This is a genomic window from Rhizobium sp. 05N49 (genome assembly GCF_056396805.1).
Map to the genome: position 1 here is coordinate 307,542 of NZ_JBFTME010000002.1, position 16,133 is coordinate 323,674.

A 16,133-nucleotide genomic window follows, 5' to 3' on the forward strand; every position below is an offset into this window, starting at 1 on the left:
CGATGATGAAGATTGAGGGGATAGCGGCTTTCGTCGCCGTAGTGGAGGCAGGTTCTGTCAGCGAAGCCGCGCGGCGGCTGCGGCTGTCGAAGTCGGTTGTCAGCGAACGGCTGGCCGAGCTGGAAAAGACGCTGGGCGCCATGCTCGTCCACCGCACCACGCGCAAGCTTACCGTGACCGAGGATGGGGCAGCCTTTCTGGAGCGCGCCGGGCGCATCGTCCGCGAGATGGAGGATGCCGAGGCAGATATGGCCGAACGCCGCGGCACACTCTCCGGTCCGCTGCGCATCGCAGCGCCCGTCAGCTTCGGCCGCCTGCATCTCGGTCCTGCGCTTTACCCGTTCTTGAAGGCGCATCCGCGGATCGCTCTCACGCTCGACATGGACGACAGGCGCGTCGATCCCGCCTCGGACGGTTATGACGCCATCATCCGCCATGGTGCCATCGCCGATTCACGGCTGGTCGCCTGGAAGCTCGCCCGCAGCCGCCGGCTGCTGGTCGCCTCACCCGACTATGTCGAACACCACGGAACGCCGGCTTCCTTGTCCGATCTCAACGGCCATCGCGGTATTTTCTATACCAATCGCGGCGCTGCGGATTGGCGCTTCCAGACAGAGGAGGGCACCGTCGTCATCCGCGCGATGCTCGGTCTCGGCATCAATAATGGCGATATGCTGCATGATGCAGCGATCGAGGGCCTCGGCATCGCGCTGCTGCCGACCTTCATCGCTGGTCCCGCCATACGCGAGAGACGACTCATGGAAATCGACGTCGGCGCCAAGCCCGAACCGGAATTCATCTACATGGCTCATCCCGAAGGCCGAAATCCTTCCGCCAAGCTGCGCGCCATCGCCGATCATCTGAAAAAGACGTTTGGTGATCCGCCCTATTGGGATCCGGATTGCTAGTTCAGAAGGCTCATCAGGTTTTCGGTCACGGGAGAACGCTGGCTGCGCAGCACCGCAAGCGCCAGCCGCGCTACGGCGGGCGGGCCTTCGATCGGCCGGTACGCAACACCGGCGAGTTTGATCTGTGAAATCGACGCCGGAACGATCGAGACACCGAGATCGGCTGCAACGAGGTTGACGACCGAGGAGATTTGCGGCGCCTCCTGAGCGACCTTCAACTCAAATCCCGCCTCGCGGCAGGCCCGCACCACGTCATCATATAGGCTGAGGCCAACGAGACGCGGGAAAAGAATGAATGGCTCCTTCGCCAGCAGGGCGAGCGGCAACGTCTTTCGTTTTGCCAGCGCGTGGCTTGCCGGCAGGGCCACGACCATCGGTTCGTCCGGCAGGCGCTTCAGCCTGATGCCATCGGGATCGTCGAGGCCGGGGCGGAAGAAGGTCGCATCCAGTTCGCCATGCTCCAGCTTCTGCATAAGGCCTAGCGTGTTCATTTCCGTCAGTGACAACTGCACATCCGGCCAGCGGGCCTGAAAGCGGCGGATCGTCGTGCTGACCACGGGGTTGAAGGCGGAGGAGGCGGTGAAGCCGAGCGACAACCGGCCAGTCTCGCCGCGATTGGCGCTTTGCGCCGCCAGCCGTGCTTTCTCGGCTGCCGCGAGCGACGCTTTCGCTTCCGGCAGGAAGGCAGCGCCGGCTGCGGTTAATTCCGCCCCGTGCGGCACGCGATGGAAGAGCATGGCGCCGATTTCGGTTTCGAGATCTCGGATCTGCTGGCTGAGCGGCGGCTGGCCGATGCCGAGGCGCGCAGCCGCCCTCGTGAAATTGCCCTCTTCCGCCACCGCCAGAAAATACCTGAGATGCCGCAGCTCCATCACTATCTCCAAAAGCTATCAAGAACGCCTGTCTCATATATTGGACAAATGGAGGCGATCTGACTAGATCGGGAGGCAGGAAGGAATGATAATGTCCGACTCTGCAATCCAAGACGTCGCCGGCCTTGAAACGACCGAAGAAAACCACCGGAAACACTATCTCACGCGTGGCACCGGCGCTTATCGCCGCGCCAGCCTGGCGCTCTTCCTCTCGGGTTTTGCCACCTTCTCGCTGCTCTACTGCGTGCAGCCGCTCCTGCCGATCTTCTCGCAGGAATTTGCCGTCAGCCCGGCTGAAAGTTCGCTTTCGCTGTCCCTCTCCACCGGCTTCCTGGCGATCGCCATCGTCTGCGCCGCTGCCGTCTCCGAAGGGCTCGGCCGGCGCAGCCTCATGTCGATTTCGCTGGTCGGCGCCGCCGTGCTGACGATCGCCACCGCCTTTGCACCGAACTGGCATCTGATGCTGATTATCCGCGCGTTGCAGGGCTTCGTTCTGGGCGGGGTTCCGGCCGTTGCCATGGCCTATCTCGCAGAGGAGATCGACCCGCGCGGTCTCGGCGCCACCATGGGTCTCTATGTCGGCGGCACGGCCTTCGGCGGCATGTCGGGCCGCGTGCTGACGGGTATCTTCGCCGAATATCTTTCCTGGCGACCGGCCCTGTTTCTGATCGGCGCCATCGGCTTGGTCGCCGCGATCGGCTTCATTGCGCTGCTGCCGCCCTCGCGCAATTTCGTGCGTCGCGCCGTCTTCGATCCGCAATTTCATCTGAAGGCGTGGTCCGGACACCTCAGCAACCCGGCGCTGCCCTTCATCTTCATGATCGCCTTTTTCGCGATGGGTTCCTTCGTAACGATCTACAACTATGCCGGCTTCCGCCTCGTGGCACCTCCCTATGATCTCAACCAGACCGAACTCGGCTTGATCTTCACGGTCTACCTCTTCGGTATCGGCGCGTCCTCGGTCGGTGGCATCCTCGGCGACAGGCTCGGCCATTTTACCGTGCTGCTGGCGGGCATCGTCATCACTGCAGCAGGCTGTGCCCTGACGCTTTCGGCCTCGCTGCCGCTGATCATCACCGGCATCATCGTACTGACCAGCGGCTTCTTCATGACGCATTCGGTAGCAAGCGGCCTGGTGGGCAAACTTGCTGCCGGCACCAAAGGTCACGCCTCCTCGCTCTACATGCTCGCCTATTACATCGGCTCGAGCGTCATGGGCTCTGCCGGCGGATGGTTCTGGGCGGTGGAGGGATGGTCTGCGATCGTGATTTTCACGCTGACGATGATGGCGCTCGCGTTTCTGTCCGCGCTGACCGCGCGCCGTCTCGCCCGTCTCCTCCCTTGACTTCTGGCCTGCGACGATTAATTTAACTGAATGGTTAAATACAAGTCGGAGGATCACCTTGAAGAAAATCTATCGTGGAAGCTGCCACTGCGGCGCCGTTGCCTATGAAGCCGGGCTCGATCTTTCGGCAGGCACCTTCAAGTGCAATTGTTCGATCTGCCGCAAGAAGCGCAGCTGGCTGGCTGTCGTGCAGCCCGATGACTTCCGGCTGGTCTCGGGCGGTGACGGGCTGCGCAAATATCAGTTCGCTTCCGGCTCGATCCAGCATCTCTTCTGCGAAAATTGCGGCGTGGCTTCCTTTGCCCGCAATGACAATGAGACGATCGGCCCCTTCATCGCCGTCGCCGTCAGCTGCCTTGACGACGCCAGCGCCGAAGAGCTTGCCGCCGCCCCGATCGCCTATTTCGACGGCATGCATGATCGTTATGACGCAGCACCTGCCGAAACGCGGCATCTGTGACTACGACCGTCACCCAAGCCGGATATAGGGCACGTCCTTCTTCGCCACCTCGTCGAGCGCCTCGTCATAACCGGCATCGGCATAGCGCATGACGCCGAGTGCCGTATCGTTGGTCAGCGCATGGTCGAGCCGTTCGTCGGCGGCCTCGGAGCCGTCGGCAACGACGGTGACGCCGCAGCTCGTCATGTAACCGGCATAACCACCGCCACCGGAATGGACGACGACGAGATCGGCCATCGAGGAGCAAAGCATCATCGCATCGATGAGCGGCCAGTCTGCGATGGCATCGGAGCCATCCTTCATGCGCTCCGTCATGATGTTCGGATGCGCCATGGCGCCGGCATCGAGATGGTCGCGGGAGAAGGCGACCGGTCCCTTGAGTTCGCCATTGGCGACCAGTTCGTTGACGCGGCGCGCCAGCGCCGTGCGCTCGCCATGGCCGAGCCAAGCAATACGCGCCGGCAGCCCCTCGAAGGGAATATGCTCGCGCGCCAGGCGGATCCAGTTGGTGATGATCTTGTTGTCGGGAAACATCTCGAGCAGCAGATCGTCGATGCGGGCGATATCGCTCTCCTCACCGGAAAGGGCCATCCAACGGAACGGGCCGATGGCGCGGGCAAAGAGCGGGCGCAGATAGGCTTCGGTAAAGATCGGGATATCGAAAGCATTGGCAACGCCACCCTCGCGGGCCTGCGTGCGGATGAGATTGCCATTGTCGAAGACTTCAGCGCCGCGCTTCTGGAATTCCAGCATTGCGGTGACGTGCTCGACGATCGAGGCACGGCTGGCAGCCATCAGCTGGCCCTGGCCATCGTCGCGCAGGCCCTTCACCTGATCGATGCTCATGCCCTTCGGCACATAGCCATAGACAAGGTCATGCGCTGAGGTCTGGTCGGTGACGATATCGGGCACGATGCCACGCCGGGCAATTTCCGGATAGATCTCAGCGGCGTTGCCAACGAGCCCGACGGAAAGCGCCCGCTTGTCCTTGACCGCGGCATCGATCATCGCGAGCGCGCTGTCGAGATCGGGCGCGATCTCCTGCAGATAACCGATCTGCTGGCGCTTGCGGGCGCGTTCCGGATCGATGTCGACGCAGAGGATTGCAGCCCCGGCCATGCGGCCGGCGAGCGGCTGCGCCCCGCCCATGCCGCCAAGCCCTGCCGTCAGCACGAAGCGCCCATGGAGATCGCCGCCGAAGCGCCGTTCGGCGATGCGCATGAAAATCTCGTAGGTGCCCTGAATGACCCCTTGGCTGCCGATATATTGCCAGGCGCCGGCCGTCAGCCCACCCCAGCAGATCAGCCCCTTGCGCTGCAGCTCGTAAAAGACCTCGGCCTTCGCCCACTGGCCGACGATGTTGCAATTGGCCATGATGACGAGCGGCGCCTTGGCATGGGTCTTCACGAGGCCGATCGGCTTGCCGGACTGGATGAGCAACGTCTGATCCTCGTCCATTTCGGTGAGCGCCTTGACGATGCCCCGATGCGCCGCCCAGTTGCGCGCCGCCTTGCCGAGAGCTGCATAGACGACGAGATTGTCAGGGTCTTCGCCAACCGAAAGTACGTTTTCCAGAAGCCGCAGCAGCGCTTCCTGCCGCCAGCCCCTGGCGCGCAGCTCCGGCCCGCCGGGGATCGGAAATTTCGGATGGCGTGGATTGGCCTTCGGCATCTTGGGTTCCTCGTCTTTCGTCGTCGGCGCCCAAAGCACCGGTTCATTCACTTGGCAGGCAGCGGCTCCACAAAGGCAAGCGCGGCATCGATGAGGCGGCTGCGCATTGTGTCGTCGCCATAGACATCGGCATTGGCCCGCACCCAGCCATACATGATCCGCTCGCCTGACAGCATCTGGATCACGCCGGGCTGCGCCAGCGCCCAGCCATCATTGCCCTTGCCCAAGCGCAGCAACATGCCGTCATGGCGTGCGCAGCAGAGCAGGTTACCATTGAGCATGAAGGCCCAGCCGCCGAACATGGATTTTTCGCTCAGGCCCGTCCGGTCGCCGAGTTCTTCGCGCATCAGTTCTTCCAGGCCGGGATCGCGCGCCATGGCTCAGGCCCTCGTCTCCAGTGCATAGCGTGCTATCTCGATGCCCATCGCCTTTTCGACGAACGGATAGACGGTTGGATCGAGCACGCTGGCGGATAGCGGTATGATCTCCTTCGGTACATGCAGGATGAAGACATGCATGCCACCCTTTAGCTGGCCGACCGAAAGCGGCTCGCCCTCCTCGGAAAGCGTGGTGATGACGGCCGGGAAGGTCGCTAGGCGCGTGCCGCCGGCATCTTCGACTGCCATATATTCGTTCATCACATGCAGGGTGACGGCTTTTTCGCCGGCGCCGACGGTGATCGTTCCGATGTCGAAGGCTTCCTTCGTATAGACGACGTCCTTCCTGGTAATCGTACCTTCGGCCAGGATATGGCCACCCGTCGTCTTGCAGATCGCATCGATGATCGCCGATCCGCCGCGTTTTTCCGCCTCGATTATGGCTTCGCCGAGCTTCAGTGCCATCGAGATCCCGCCAAGCGCGGCATTCTTGCGGACATAGGAGGCGCGCAGCGGGTTGCGGCAGCTGGCGATGAAGCCACCGGACTGGTCGGCGGCCGCCCGCAGCACCGGCGAGATCTTCGCCGTAGCACCCTTCACGACCAGCTCGATATAGCGGTTTTCGGCCCGGTTGCCGCCGACAGCCGTCTGGATCATCTGTTCCGGCGATCCTGCCATGCCGATCGAGCCCATGTCGCCGGTCGGATGTGCGCGTATATCGCCGACGGCATCGACGACTTTGGTGCCGAGGATCGCTGAAGGCAGCCAGCCGTTCAGCGTCGAGGACTTGCCGTTCTGGCCGATGATGAGACCGGAGAGCTTTTCGCCGAGCGACTCCTGCAGCAGCTGCACGGCTTTCACATAATCGATGCCCTGCATCTCCCAGGGCGTGGTGGAGGCAGGCGCCCCGATCGCCGCCGCCGTCGCGACCCAGTCGTTATCGCCGAGTTCCTCGATGGAGACGAGTTCAGGCTTGCCGACGTTGACGGCGGCATAACCGAGCATACGGCCATGATCGGCCCAGCCACCGCCGCCGGCGGCATAGACGGAACCGCCCTTAACGGCGGCTTCCACGTCCTTCTCAACCAGTATGCGTCCCATTATCCTTCTCCGTCGTAAGTGTCCTGTCCATCTCGCGCACTGCCTCGAAAAGCACGGCGGCGCCGAGCGCTATGTCGTCATTTTCGGCCCATTCATCCGGGGAGTGGCTTCGGCCCTCCTTGCAAGGCACGAAGATCATCGCAGCCGGCGCGACGCGGGCAATCCAGGCCGTATCGTGGCCGGCGCCCGACGCCATGAAGCGGTGTTTGGCTCCGACTGTCTCGCAGGCCCGTTCCAGGGTCGCGAGCAGGCCTTTGTCGCTCGGTGTCGGGAAATTGTCGGAAATGCGGTTCGGAGAAGGAATTGTCACGCCGAATGCCAGAGCGAGCTTTTCAGCATGGCCGTCCAGCCAGCGGCAGAAGGCTTCCATGTCGGCCCGGATTTCGGCCCGTCCGTCGATCAGCAGCACGACCCGCGACGGCACGACATTGGCGGCATTCGGCTCGATGCGGAATTCGCCGACAGTGGCCGCAAGATGACCGGGTGTCTTGGCAAGTTCGCTCGCCGCATTGCGAATATCGAGGACCAGCTGCGAAGCGGCAACCAGCGCATCGGAGCGCAGATCCATCGGCGTGGTCCCGGCATGGTCGGCGCGGCCTTCGACAGTGATCTCGATGCGGGTAATGCCTGAAATCGCGGTGACGATGCCGATATCCTTGCGCTCGTTTTGAAGGATGGGGCCTTGTTCGATATGCAGTTCCAGAAAGCCGGCAATATCGGGCTTGTTCTCGTGAGTCAGAACCCCCGGCGATCCACCGACCTCGGCAATCGCTTCGCCAAGATCGCGGCCGTCGACCGCGCGGGAAAGCCATGCCTGCGGCAATTGCCCCGTCATGCCGCGACTGCCGATGCAGGAAACACCGAAAATGCTGACCTCCTCGGCCAGGAAGTCGACGATCTCCAGATCATGATCGAGGTGAATCTCCTGCTCCCGCAACGCCCGCGCAACCTCCAGAGCTGCGGCAACCCCGGCAATGCCGTCGAAGCGCCCGCCATCGGGTACCGTGTCGGAATGCGACCCCAGCATGATGATGCCTGAACCGGGTTTTGCGCCTTCGCGCCGGCCGATGAGATTGCCGGACGCGTCGATACGGGTATCCAGGCCGATCGCCTGCATCCGCGCCTCCAGATAGGCGCGGCCCTCAAGGAAAAGCGGCGAAAAAGCCCGCCGTGTCCACGGATGCCCAGGCTCGGTAATATTGGAGAGAGCTTCGATGTCAGCGGATATCCGGCCAGGATTGACGGGCAGGTTGCGGCTCATGCCAGCACCTGTCTGGCAAGCGGTCGCACGAAGCGGCCGGTACCGGGTTCGGCCAGAACCTTCGACCCCTCGGTGATCTTCTCTCCGCGCAGCCATGCGGCTGAAACCGTCCACGGCAGGCGGATGCCGTTATAAGGGCTCCAGCCGACGACATTGTTGCCGCTGGACGAAGCGTCGTAGACCATTTCCTTCGGCTCCAGCACGACGATATCGGCATCCTTGCCCGGTGTGAGCGCTCCCTTGATATGGTCGAGGCGGAAATGCCGGGCCGGGTTTTCGGCCATCAGCTTCGCCGCCCAGGTCAGCGGTACGCCGCGTTCCAGCGCGCCCTTGACGAAAAGCGGCACCATCACTTCCAGACCTGGAACACCCGACGCATTCGCCAGCATGTCGGGATTGGTCTTGCGGTTTTCGGACCAGCTCACATGGTCGGTCGACACCAGCCAGACGTTGCCTTCGGCAACCTTGCGCCAGAGCGTCTCGACTTCGGCGCGCGGCCGCACTGGCGGATTGATCTTCGCCTTGCCGCCCAGCCGCTTCACATCGTTTTCTTCGTCTAGCGTCAGGTAGTGAATGCAGCATTCCACCGTCGCCTCGAAACCGTCGCGGCGATAGGCCCGCGCGATGTCGTAACCGCGACCGAGCGAGCAATGCACGACATGCGACGGACAGCCGGTATTGGCGCCGGTTTCGAAGATCGTGTGCATGGCAAGCAGTTCGGTTATCGGCGGGCGTGACAGGCCATGCGCTCGCCAGTCGGTGATGCCGCTTGCCTTCACCTGTTCCATATAGGTGCGGACCGCCTCGTCATCCTCGTTGTGCACGCCGGCCGTCAGCCCGGTCGGCGCAATCGCCGCAAAACAGGCGTCGAGCAGGGCCGGTGGAATGCGCGGGAAGCGTTTGGGATCGGTGCCGAAGGTGGAGAATTTGAAGGCGGCAACACCCGCTTCCACCATTTCCGCGATGCGTGTCGCGCCTTCCTCGGGATCGACCGTACCATAGACCGCAAAATCGACGCGGGCCTGCGGACCGGCATGATCGACCTTCTTCTTCACGGCTGCCGCCGAGCAGACGAGATTGCCTTCGTCATAGGGCATGTCGACGATGGTCGTGACACCACCGGCCGCAGCCGAGCGCGTCGACCAGATGAAGTCCTCCTGGTCCTTCTGGGAGAGTGAATGGACCTGCGCATCGATCGCGCCCGGCAGGATCAGTGCCTTGCCAAGCAGGTGCCGTTCTTTGGCCGCCGGCGGCACGCCAATACCGACTTCGGCGATCTTTCCATCGTAAACGGCGACATAGCCGCCCTCGACAATGCGCTCCGGCAGCACCACTGTGCCCTGCAGAACGAGATCGAAATCCATGCCGCGTCTCCCTCGATAGGTTGAAAATCAGATGATAGCCGGTTCCCGCGTCAGCCGTTCTTCGATGCGCTCGAGCGAACCGAGTGCAAAGAAATCGTCGAAGGAGGCGATCGGCACCTGCTCGATCAGCTTGGAGAGGAATGCATCCGAGCCGAGTTCCTCTTCGATTGCCTCGACCTCGGCCGAAAGCGGCCGGTCCACCGTGTAGAAGGCCGCATGTTTGCGCACGACCTCATAGAGCATACCCGCAACACCCTTCGGCGTGTCGCCGATAATATCGATCGCCTGTGCTGAAAGCAGGGCTTCCAGTGCGGCGAGACGCTTCAGCGCCCGCATCTGCCGGTCGAAACGCTCGATAACGAGCGGCAGGAAGGCCGCCTCGTCCTCAAGCCCCGCCGCTACGACGAGCGATTGCGCCGAAACAGGGTTCGACATGGAGAGTACGCGCGAAAAGATTTCGCCTGCAAGCTTGATGATCGGGCCGAAACCGGTCGCGATGCGGCCGGGAGGCACGAGATTGACCGGCAGGCCGCGCCGTTGGCCGTTGCCGAGCAGGACACAGCGGTTGAAGGCGTTGCGCGCTGCATGCGCCATGCAGAGCGCTGCCGATTCCAGCAGAATGGTCACGTCGAGCGGCAGGGAGCCGCCCGATGTCATCACCCGTCCCTCGACGACGACGGGATTGTCATCGGAACGCCCGGTGGCGGCGAGAATCTTGTGGCCCGTCGAAAGCAGGTTTTCGATAACGGCACCAAAGACCTGGGCGATCATGCGCAGGCTGAGCGCATCCTGCACATGGGTCGCGACCGGCCATTCCCATTCGTCGGAGGCATTGCACAGCCAGGCGCCGATCAGCGCTTCCCGCGCGGTGCCGACATGGCGCACAGCCCGCCAGGGATCGCGCGACCCGCCGAGCGCACCTGAGGCCATCATGCCGGTCGCCAGCAGCACACGGATCGAGGCGGCGGCATTGCGCGTCGTCTCCGCAGCGGCGGCAAAGCTGACGGCATTGACGCTGAGCGAGGCGAGGCTGTCGCGCGGCGCCATCTTCACCGGTTCCATGCCGGCTGCCTGGAAGGCGTCGGCAGCCTGCATGCGCTCACCGCGATAAATCGCTTCGCCAACGCCGGTCAGCACTGCGCCGATCTGGCCCATCAGGCCGATATCAGCGCAACCGATCGAGCCGGTGCGGCGCACGACCGGAATGAGGTCTGCCCTCAGCATGCGCATATAGGCGTCGATGAGATCGGGCGTACAGCCGACCTGGCCGGTCAGTGCCGTGTTGACGCGCATCGCCATGGCATTGCGCACGACATTGCAGGAAAAAGGTGTGCCGGTGCCGAAATGGTGGGCGCGTACCAGACCGAGATTGAAGGCGTCAAGATCTTCGGGCGACCATTCGACATCCTTCATGGCGCCCACACCCGTGGTCGCGCCGTAAACCGGCATGCCGGATTCGATGGCATCCTCGACGATCGAACGCGCGATCCTCACGCGCTGCATACCGATCTCCGAGGCCGAAAGCGTAACCCTGCCGGAGCCGATCCTCACCATTTCGGCAAAGCTGAAGAGCTGGCCGCTCAGTTCGATTCCGGGGCGTTCATGCTTCATGTGCTCATCTCCATGGAGGCGAGACTAAGCGAGCCTCACGTCTGGCGGGATATCCCAAATGCCGAACACATCATGCTTTTGTTGCTTTCCGATCAGCTCACCATCCAGGCAATATAGAGAAGCGTGAGCGCAATGATCCAGAGGGCCACTTTTGCCGAACGGTTATGACGGGCTTCCGCCTTGCCGATGGCTTCTGCTGTCTGCTCGTCGAAGCGCAATCCATGTTCGCTCATATGCAGAAGCTGATGGTGGAATTTCTCGGTCTGGGCGGCGATCTCCGGCGCGGCTTCGGCGAGCTTCACGGCGGCCTTCAGCCCGTCCTTGAGATCGGTGACGATGCGTTTGGGGCCGAGATTGTTCTTGATCCAGTCGCCGACGACAGGCTCGGACGCCTTCCACATGTTGAAGCGCGGATTGAGCATGCGCGAGACGCCTTCGACGACGACCATCGTCTTCTGCAGCATGACGAGCTCGGGACGCGTTTGCATGTCGAAAAGTTCGGTGACTTCGAAAAGCAGCGTCAAGAGCTTGCCCATCGAGATCGTCTCGGCCGGCTGTCCGTGGATCGGCTCGCCGATCGCCCGGATCGCCTGGGCAAAACTCTCGACATTGTGGTGGCCGGGTACATAGCCCGCCTCGAAATGCACTTCCGCCACCCGGATATAATCGCGTGTGATGAAACCGTAGAGGATTTCGGCGAGGAAGCGACGCTCCTTCTTCCCGAGACGTCCGACGATGCCCATGTCGACGGCAACGATCATGCCGTCGGAATCGACAAAGAGGTTGCCCGGGTGCATGTCGGCATGGAAGAAACCGTCGCGCAGCGTATGGCGCAGGAATGACTGGATCAGTGTATCGGCAAGCATGTTGAGGTCGTGGCCGGCAGCCCGCAGCCCCTCCACATCGGACATCTTGACGCCGTCGATCCACTCCATGGTGATGACGTCACGGCCGGTGCGCTCCCAGTCCACCTTCGGCACGCGGAAGCCCGGATCCTTTTCGGTATTCTCGGCAATCTCGGAAAGCGCAGCCGCCTCGAGACGCAGGTCCATTTCCACCTTGGTGGTCTGCTCCAGCGTCTTCGTCACCTCAACCGGCCGCAGGCGCCGGCTGGCCGGCATGAAGCGTTCCTGCATATGGGCGACGAGATACATCGCCTCGATATCATGGGCAAACCGCGCTCTCACGCCGGGCCGCACGACCTTGACCGCAACCTTCTTGGGTCCATCAGGTGTGCCGACCTCTGCTGCATGCACCTGCGCGATGGAGGCTGCGGCAATCGGATCGCCGAAGCTTGCATAGAGATCCGTGATCGGCCGCCCGAGCGAACCCTCGATATTGGCCTTGGCGGCAGCCGCCGGGAAAAAGGCCATCCGGTCCTGGAGTTGGGACAGATCGTCGGCAAACTCGACGCCAACGACGTCAGGACGCGTTGCAAGGAACTGGCCGATCTTCACATAGGATGGCCCAAGCCGCTCGACAGCCTGTGCCAGCCGGTCGCTGCGCTTCTGATATTTGCTGCGCTTGCGCGCAAACATGCCGACAAAGGATTTCGCCAGGCTGACCGATGGCGGCAGGCCTTCCGAAGGCAGCGCCGAGATGACGCCCTCACGCACCAGAATCCAGCCGACTCTTGCGAGCCTGAAATATGCCCCGAAAGCACTCATGCGGATCAGAGCTTCCAGCCGGAATGCAGCGCTGCGATGCCGCCGGTATAATTGGTATAGGTCACGCGCGAGAAGCCGACCGTGCGGATCATCGCCGCGAAATTCTCCTGGTTCGGGAACTTGCGGATCGATTCCACGAGATACTGATAGGGTTCTGCGTCACCGGTGATCGCCTTGCCGAATTTCGGAATGGCGTTGAAGGACCAGGCATCGTAGACCTTGTCGAGCAGCGGCAAGTCCACTTCGGAAAATTCCAGCACCAGCAGCCGCCCGCCGCGCTTCAGGACGCGATAGGCTTCCGAGAGTGCTACCTCGATCCGCGGCACGTTGCGGATGCCGAAAGCAATCGTATAGGCATCGAAGCTGTTTGCCTCGAAGGGAAGGTCTTCGGCATTGGCCTCGACAAAGGTCAGATTGTCGGAAAGTTTTTTCTTTTCCGCTCGCTCGGCGCCGACGCCAAGCATCGAACCGTTGATGTCGAGCACGGTCGCATGCGCCTGGCGGTTGGAAGCTTCGATGATGCGGAAGGCAATGTCGCCCGTGCCGCCGGCAACATCGAGCACCTTGTAGCCCGGCTCCTTGCGCGGGTTGAGCGCCGCGATCATCGCGTCCTTCCAGGCCCTGTGCATGCCCATCGACATGACGTCGTTCATGATGTCGTAGCGCTTGGCGACCTTGTGGAAGACCTCGTTGACGAGGCCTTGCTTTTCACCGGTCGGCACCTCACGGAAGCCGTAGGACGTTTCCATGCCGCCATCGGCGGAGGTCCGGCTGTCTGACATCAAGCTACTCCGTTCACATCAAGAATTCGGCGCGGCGACCATAGCGAAAGCGAGGGAGCGGCGCTATCTGTGGGCCACGGTCCGCCCGCGGCACGTTGGCGCTATAGCGCACATCGCGGGCGGTTGAAACACGTTAGATATAGATGGGTTAAGATGCCGGAATTGCCAGAAGTCGAAACGGTGAAGCGCGGTCTGACGCCGGCAATGGAGGGCGCGCGCATCGAGAGGCTGGAATTGCGCCGCGGCGATCTGCGGTTTCCCTTTCCTCAGGGCTTCGAGCAGCAGGTATCCGGCCGCAAGATCATCGGCCTTGGACGGCGGGCCAAGTACTTGCTGATCGACCTCGACAGCGGCAAGACGATCATTTCCCATCTCGGCATGTCCGGCTCCTTCCGGATCGAACAGGGCGCCGTCAGCGGCACGCCTGGCGACTTCCATCACGAGCGTTCCAAGGATGAGAAGCATGATCACGCCATCTTTCATCTGGATGGCGAAGGCGGACCGCGCCGCGTCATCTACAATGATCCGCGCCGCTTCGGCTTCATGGACATTGCCGACCGCTCTGAACTCGACGCCAACCCCTTTCTGTTCGGTCTGGGGCCGGAACCGACTGGCAATGAGCTGTCGGCAGCCTATCTGGCCGAACGTTTCCAACGCAAGGCACAGCCGCTGAAGAGCGCGTTGCTCGATCAGAAGAACATCGCCGGGCTCGGCAATATATATGTCTGCGAGGCGCTCTGGCGGGCGCATCTGTTGCCGACGCGCGCAGCCGGCACGCTGGTGACCAAGGTGGGTAAGCCGAAGGAAGCGCTGAACCTGCTGGTCAGCTCTATTCGCGATGTCATCGCCGATGCGATCGCTGCGGGCGGATCGTCGCTGCGCGACCATATCCAGACGGATGGCTCGCTCGGCTACTTCCAGCATTCCTTTTCCGTCTATGATCGCGAAGGTCTAACTTGCCGCACGCCGGGCTGTGGCGGTACGGTCTCGCGCATCGTGCAGGCTGGCCGGTCCACCTTCTGTTGCGCCACCTGCCAGAAATAGGAGAGCGCCATGGCCTATGAAACACTTCTTGTTGAAACCCGCGGCAATGTCGGCCTCATTACGCTGAACCGGCCGCAGGCGCTGAACGCGCTGAATTCGACTATGCTCGAGGAACTGAAGCAAGCCTATGCGGCCTTTCATGCCGATGAGACCATAGGCGCGATCGTGTTGACCGGCTCGGAACGCGCATTCGCCGCCGGTGCCGACATCAAGGAAATGCAGCCGCTCGATTTCGCCGAAGTCTACAAGAGCGATTTCATCAGCGGCTGGGACGAGATCGCCAAGGCCCGTAAGCCGATCATCGCCGCCGTCAGCGGCTTTGCGCTCGGCGGCGGATGCGAGCTTGCGATGCTTTGCGATTTCATCATCGCCTCGGAGACGGCAAAGTTCGGCCAGCCGGAGATCACGCTGGGCGTCATTCCAGGCATTGGCGGCTCGCAGCGCCTGACGCGCGCGGTCGGAAAGGCCAAGGCGATGGATCTGATCCTGACCGGCCGGATGATGGACGCAGCCGAAGCCGAGCGCGCGGGACTCGTTTCGCGTGTGGTGACACCGGAAAGGCTGCTGGATGAAGCGCTGGAGGCGGCAACCAGGATCGCATCATTGTCTCGGCCGTCGGTTTTGATGGCAAAGGAGGCGGTCAGCCGCGCCTTCGAGACGACGCTGGAGGAGGGCTTGCGTTTCGAACGCCGCCTCTTCCAGAGCCTCTTTGCGACCGAGGATCAGAAAGAGGGCATGGCCGCCTTCATCGAAAAGCGCAAACCTGCCTTCAAGAACAGGTGAGCGGATGCTGCCGGGAAAGGCGCTTTTCCTTGAAAATGCGCGTTGACGCGGGTGAGCTTTAGCGTTATATGCCCGCCCACGGTTCGGAAAGCCGCTCAGGTTTTCCGCTAATGCTCCCGTATTGCTGAATTGAGTGGCCGCAGGGCCAGCGCGGCAATGGCGGAGTTTGTTCGAATTCTTGAGAGAGGCATCCATGGCCAATACAACTTCGGCGAAAAAGGCGACCCGCAAGATCGCTCGCCGTACCGCAGTCAACAAGGCTCGCCGTTCGCGCGTTCGCACTTACGTTCGCCAGGTCGAAGAGGCACTCGCCGCTGGTGATGCCGCCAAGGCAAAGGAAGCCTTCATCGCAGCTGAACCCGAGCTGGCACGTGCCGCAAGCAAGGGCGTCCTGCACGCCAACACGGCATCCCGCAAGGTCTCGCGCCTCGCCGCTCGTGTGAAGGCCCTGTCGGCTTCTGCGACAGCGTAAATATCTCATTAACGAATTGCTCGTTATGATTAGCCCGGTAATTTTACCGGGCTTTTTCGATTCCGTCTCCCGCTCCGGCTATGGTTAATCTAACGACGATTTCGTGTCAGAGGCATGACAGGAAAAATTGTTTTAAAACAATAGCTTACGCAAGGATCTTTTTAAGACTTGCGACTCTGGTCACCCAGCCCGGGGCACCAAATGAGTCAAGAACATTTTTTCTTTTTTCTTTTTATGCGTGTCCAAAATAGCCCACTCGGGGAATCTCCTTGATTCAAAAGCGATTCTTTTTTGACGGTGGTGTGACGCCCTAAAAGGGCAGCGGGAGTCAATGGCCGCATCTTAATTTTGCGTAAAATTCATCGTTGATCTTGCCATTTGATCCTGCCTAAATGGCGTCCAGCAAAGGGCGCGG

Annotated in this window: 15 protein-coding genes; 6 read left to right on the forward strand and 9 right to left on the reverse strand. The window is 61.8% G+C overall.

What is annotated here, in order from left to right:
* The first annotated feature begins 2 nt into the window (after positions 1-2).
* On the forward strand, positions 3-908 hold the full coding sequence (locus tag AC1DF8_RS05740) for a LysR family transcriptional regulator (RefSeq protein ID WP_477995217.1): 906 nt from the start codon (positions 3-5) through the stop codon (positions 906-908).
* Here the strand turns inward: AC1DF8_RS05740 and AC1DF8_RS05745 are convergent.
* On the reverse strand, positions 905-1,780 hold the full coding sequence (locus AC1DF8_RS05745) for a LysR family transcriptional regulator (RefSeq protein WP_477995218.1): 876 nt from the start codon (positions 1,778-1,780) through the stop codon (positions 905-907). The two genes, AC1DF8_RS05740 and AC1DF8_RS05745, sit on opposite strands and share 4 nt — an antisense overlap.
* A 91-nt stretch (positions 1,781-1,871) precedes the next feature.
* Between AC1DF8_RS05745 and AC1DF8_RS05750 the strand changes: the two genes are divergently transcribed.
* On the forward strand, positions 1,872-3,125 hold the full coding sequence (locus AC1DF8_RS05750; RefSeq protein ID WP_477995219.1) for an MFS transporter: 1,254 nt from the start codon (positions 1,872-1,874) through the stop codon (positions 3,123-3,125).
* Positions 3,126-3,183: 58 nt separating this feature from the next.
* Positions 3,184-3,585, forward strand: coding sequence for a GFA family protein (locus tag AC1DF8_RS05755; protein ID WP_477995220.1), 402 nt, complete (start codon positions 3,184-3,186; stop codon positions 3,583-3,585).
* Between the two features lie 9 nt (positions 3,586-3,594).
* On the opposite strand, the gene AC1DF8_RS05760 is transcribed toward AC1DF8_RS05755, so the two are convergent.
* The 8 genes from AC1DF8_RS05760 to ubiE form a co-directional block, all read right to left on the reverse strand.
* Positions 3,595-5,256: a urocanate hydratase gene (locus tag AC1DF8_RS05760; protein ID WP_477995221.1), complete on the reverse strand. Its 1,662-nt coding sequence runs from the start codon at positions 5,254-5,256 to the stop codon at positions 3,595-3,597.
* 47 nt (positions 5,257-5,303) lie between these two features.
* A complete protein-coding gene (locus tag AC1DF8_RS05765) occupies positions 5,304-5,633 on the reverse strand; it encodes a TfoX/Sxy family protein (RefSeq protein WP_477995222.1) in 330 nt (109 codons plus the stop codon).
* A 3-nt stretch (positions 5,634-5,636) separates the two neighbouring features.
* Positions 5,637-6,734 carry an S-methyl thiohydantoin desulfurase domain-containing protein gene (locus tag AC1DF8_RS05770; protein WP_183887050.1) on the reverse strand — a complete coding sequence of 366 codons (1,098 nt, stop codon included), beginning with the start codon at positions 6,732-6,734 and terminating at the stop codon, positions 5,637-5,639.
* A complete protein-coding gene (locus AC1DF8_RS05775) occupies positions 6,715-7,995 on the reverse strand; it encodes a Zn-dependent hydrolase (protein WP_477995223.1) in 1,281 nt (426 codons plus the stop codon). The genes AC1DF8_RS05770 and AC1DF8_RS05775 overlap by 20 nt, the downstream gene beginning before the upstream one ends.
* The gene (locus AC1DF8_RS05780; RefSeq protein ID WP_477995224.1) at positions 7,992-9,359 is read right to left on the reverse strand and encodes a dihydroorotase; all 1,368 of its coding nucleotides are present in this window, start codon (positions 9,357-9,359) and stop codon (positions 7,992-7,994) included. The genes AC1DF8_RS05775 and AC1DF8_RS05780 overlap by 4 nt, the downstream gene beginning before the upstream one ends.
* Positions 9,360-9,386: 27 nt before the next feature.
* Entirely contained in the window at positions 9,387-10,970 is a 1,584-nt protein-coding gene (locus AC1DF8_RS05785) for an aromatic amino acid lyase (RefSeq protein ID WP_477995225.1), read from the reverse strand.
* A gap of 92 nt (positions 10,971-11,062) precedes the next feature.
* Positions 11,063-12,637 carry a 2-polyprenylphenol 6-hydroxylase gene (gene ubiB, locus AC1DF8_RS05790; RefSeq protein ID WP_113211284.1) on the reverse strand — a complete coding sequence of 525 codons (1,575 nt, stop codon included), beginning with the start codon at positions 12,635-12,637 and terminating at the stop codon, positions 11,063-11,065.
* Positions 12,638-12,642: 5 nt separating this feature from the next.
* A complete protein-coding gene (gene ubiE, locus AC1DF8_RS05795; protein ID WP_113207077.1) occupies positions 12,643-13,419 on the reverse strand; it encodes a bifunctional demethylmenaquinone methyltransferase/2-methoxy-6-polyprenyl-1,4-benzoquinol methylase UbiE in 777 nt (258 codons plus the stop codon).
* Positions 13,420-13,572: 153 nt separating this feature from the next.
* Between ubiE and mutM the strand changes: the two genes are divergently transcribed.
* From mutM to rpsT, 3 genes are all read left to right on the forward strand, one after another.
* A complete protein-coding gene (gene mutM / locus AC1DF8_RS05800) occupies positions 13,573-14,463 on the forward strand; it encodes a bifunctional DNA-formamidopyrimidine glycosylase/DNA-(apurinic or apyrimidinic site) lyase (RefSeq protein WP_477995226.1) in 891 nt (296 codons plus the stop codon).
* 9 nt (positions 14,464-14,472) lie between these two features.
* The gene (locus AC1DF8_RS05805; RefSeq protein WP_477995228.1) at positions 14,473-15,246 is read left to right on the forward strand and encodes an enoyl-CoA hydratase; all 774 of its coding nucleotides are present in this window, start codon (positions 14,473-14,475) and stop codon (positions 15,244-15,246) included.
* Between the two features lie 193 nt (positions 15,247-15,439).
* Complete coding sequence (gene rpsT, locus AC1DF8_RS05810) at positions 15,440-15,718, forward strand: 30S ribosomal protein S20 (protein WP_112541840.1); 279 nt, start codon at positions 15,440-15,442, stop codon at positions 15,716-15,718.
* Positions 15,719-16,133 lie beyond the last annotated feature (415 nt).

Excerpts from the sequence above, each read along its gene's own strand:
- AC1DF8_RS05740 (WP_477995217.1), top strand. The coding sequence starts at position 3 with ATGATGAAGATTGAGGGGATAGCGGCTTTCGTCGCCGTAGTGGAGGCA.
- AC1DF8_RS05745 (WP_477995218.1), bottom strand. The coding sequence starts at position 1,780 with ATGGAGCTGCGGCATCTCAGGTATTTTCTGGCGGTGGCGGAAGAGGGC.
- AC1DF8_RS05750 (WP_477995219.1), top strand. The coding sequence starts at position 1,872 with ATGTCCGACTCTGCAATCCAAGACGTCGCCGGCCTTGAAACGACCGAA.
- AC1DF8_RS05760 (WP_477995221.1), bottom strand. The coding sequence starts at position 5,256 with ATGCCGAAGGCCAATCCACGCCATCCGAAATTTCCGATCCCCGGCGGG.
- AC1DF8_RS05765 (WP_477995222.1), bottom strand. The coding sequence starts at position 5,633 with ATGGCGCGCGATCCCGGCCTGGAAGAACTGATGCGCGAAGAACTCGGC.
- AC1DF8_RS05770 (WP_183887050.1), bottom strand. The coding sequence starts at position 6,734 with ATGGGACGCATACTGGTTGAGAAGGACGTGGAAGCCGCCGTTAAGGGC.
- AC1DF8_RS05775 (WP_477995223.1), bottom strand. The coding sequence starts at position 7,995 with ATGAGCCGCAACCTGCCCGTCAATCCTGGCCGGATATCCGCTGACATC.
- AC1DF8_RS05780 (WP_477995224.1), bottom strand. The coding sequence starts at position 9,359 with ATGGATTTCGATCTCGTTCTGCAGGGCACAGTGGTGCTGCCGGAGCGC.
- AC1DF8_RS05785 (WP_477995225.1), bottom strand. The coding sequence starts at position 10,970 with ATGAAGCATGAACGCCCCGGAATCGAACTGAGCGGCCAGCTCTTCAGC.
- ubiB (WP_113211284.1), bottom strand. The coding sequence starts at position 12,637 with ATGAGTGCTTTCGGGGCATATTTCAGGCTCGCAAGAGTCGGCTGGATT.
- ubiE (WP_113207077.1), bottom strand. The coding sequence starts at position 13,419 with ATGTCAGACAGCCGGACCTCCGCCGATGGCGGCATGGAAACGTCCTAC.
- mutM (WP_477995226.1), top strand. The coding sequence starts at position 13,573 with ATGCCGGAATTGCCAGAAGTCGAAACGGTGAAGCGCGGTCTGACGCCG.
- AC1DF8_RS05805 (WP_477995228.1), top strand. The coding sequence starts at position 14,473 with ATGGCCTATGAAACACTTCTTGTTGAAACCCGCGGCAATGTCGGCCTC.
- rpsT (WP_112541840.1), top strand. The coding sequence starts at position 15,440 with ATGGCCAATACAACTTCGGCGAAAAAGGCGACCCGCAAGATCGCTCGC.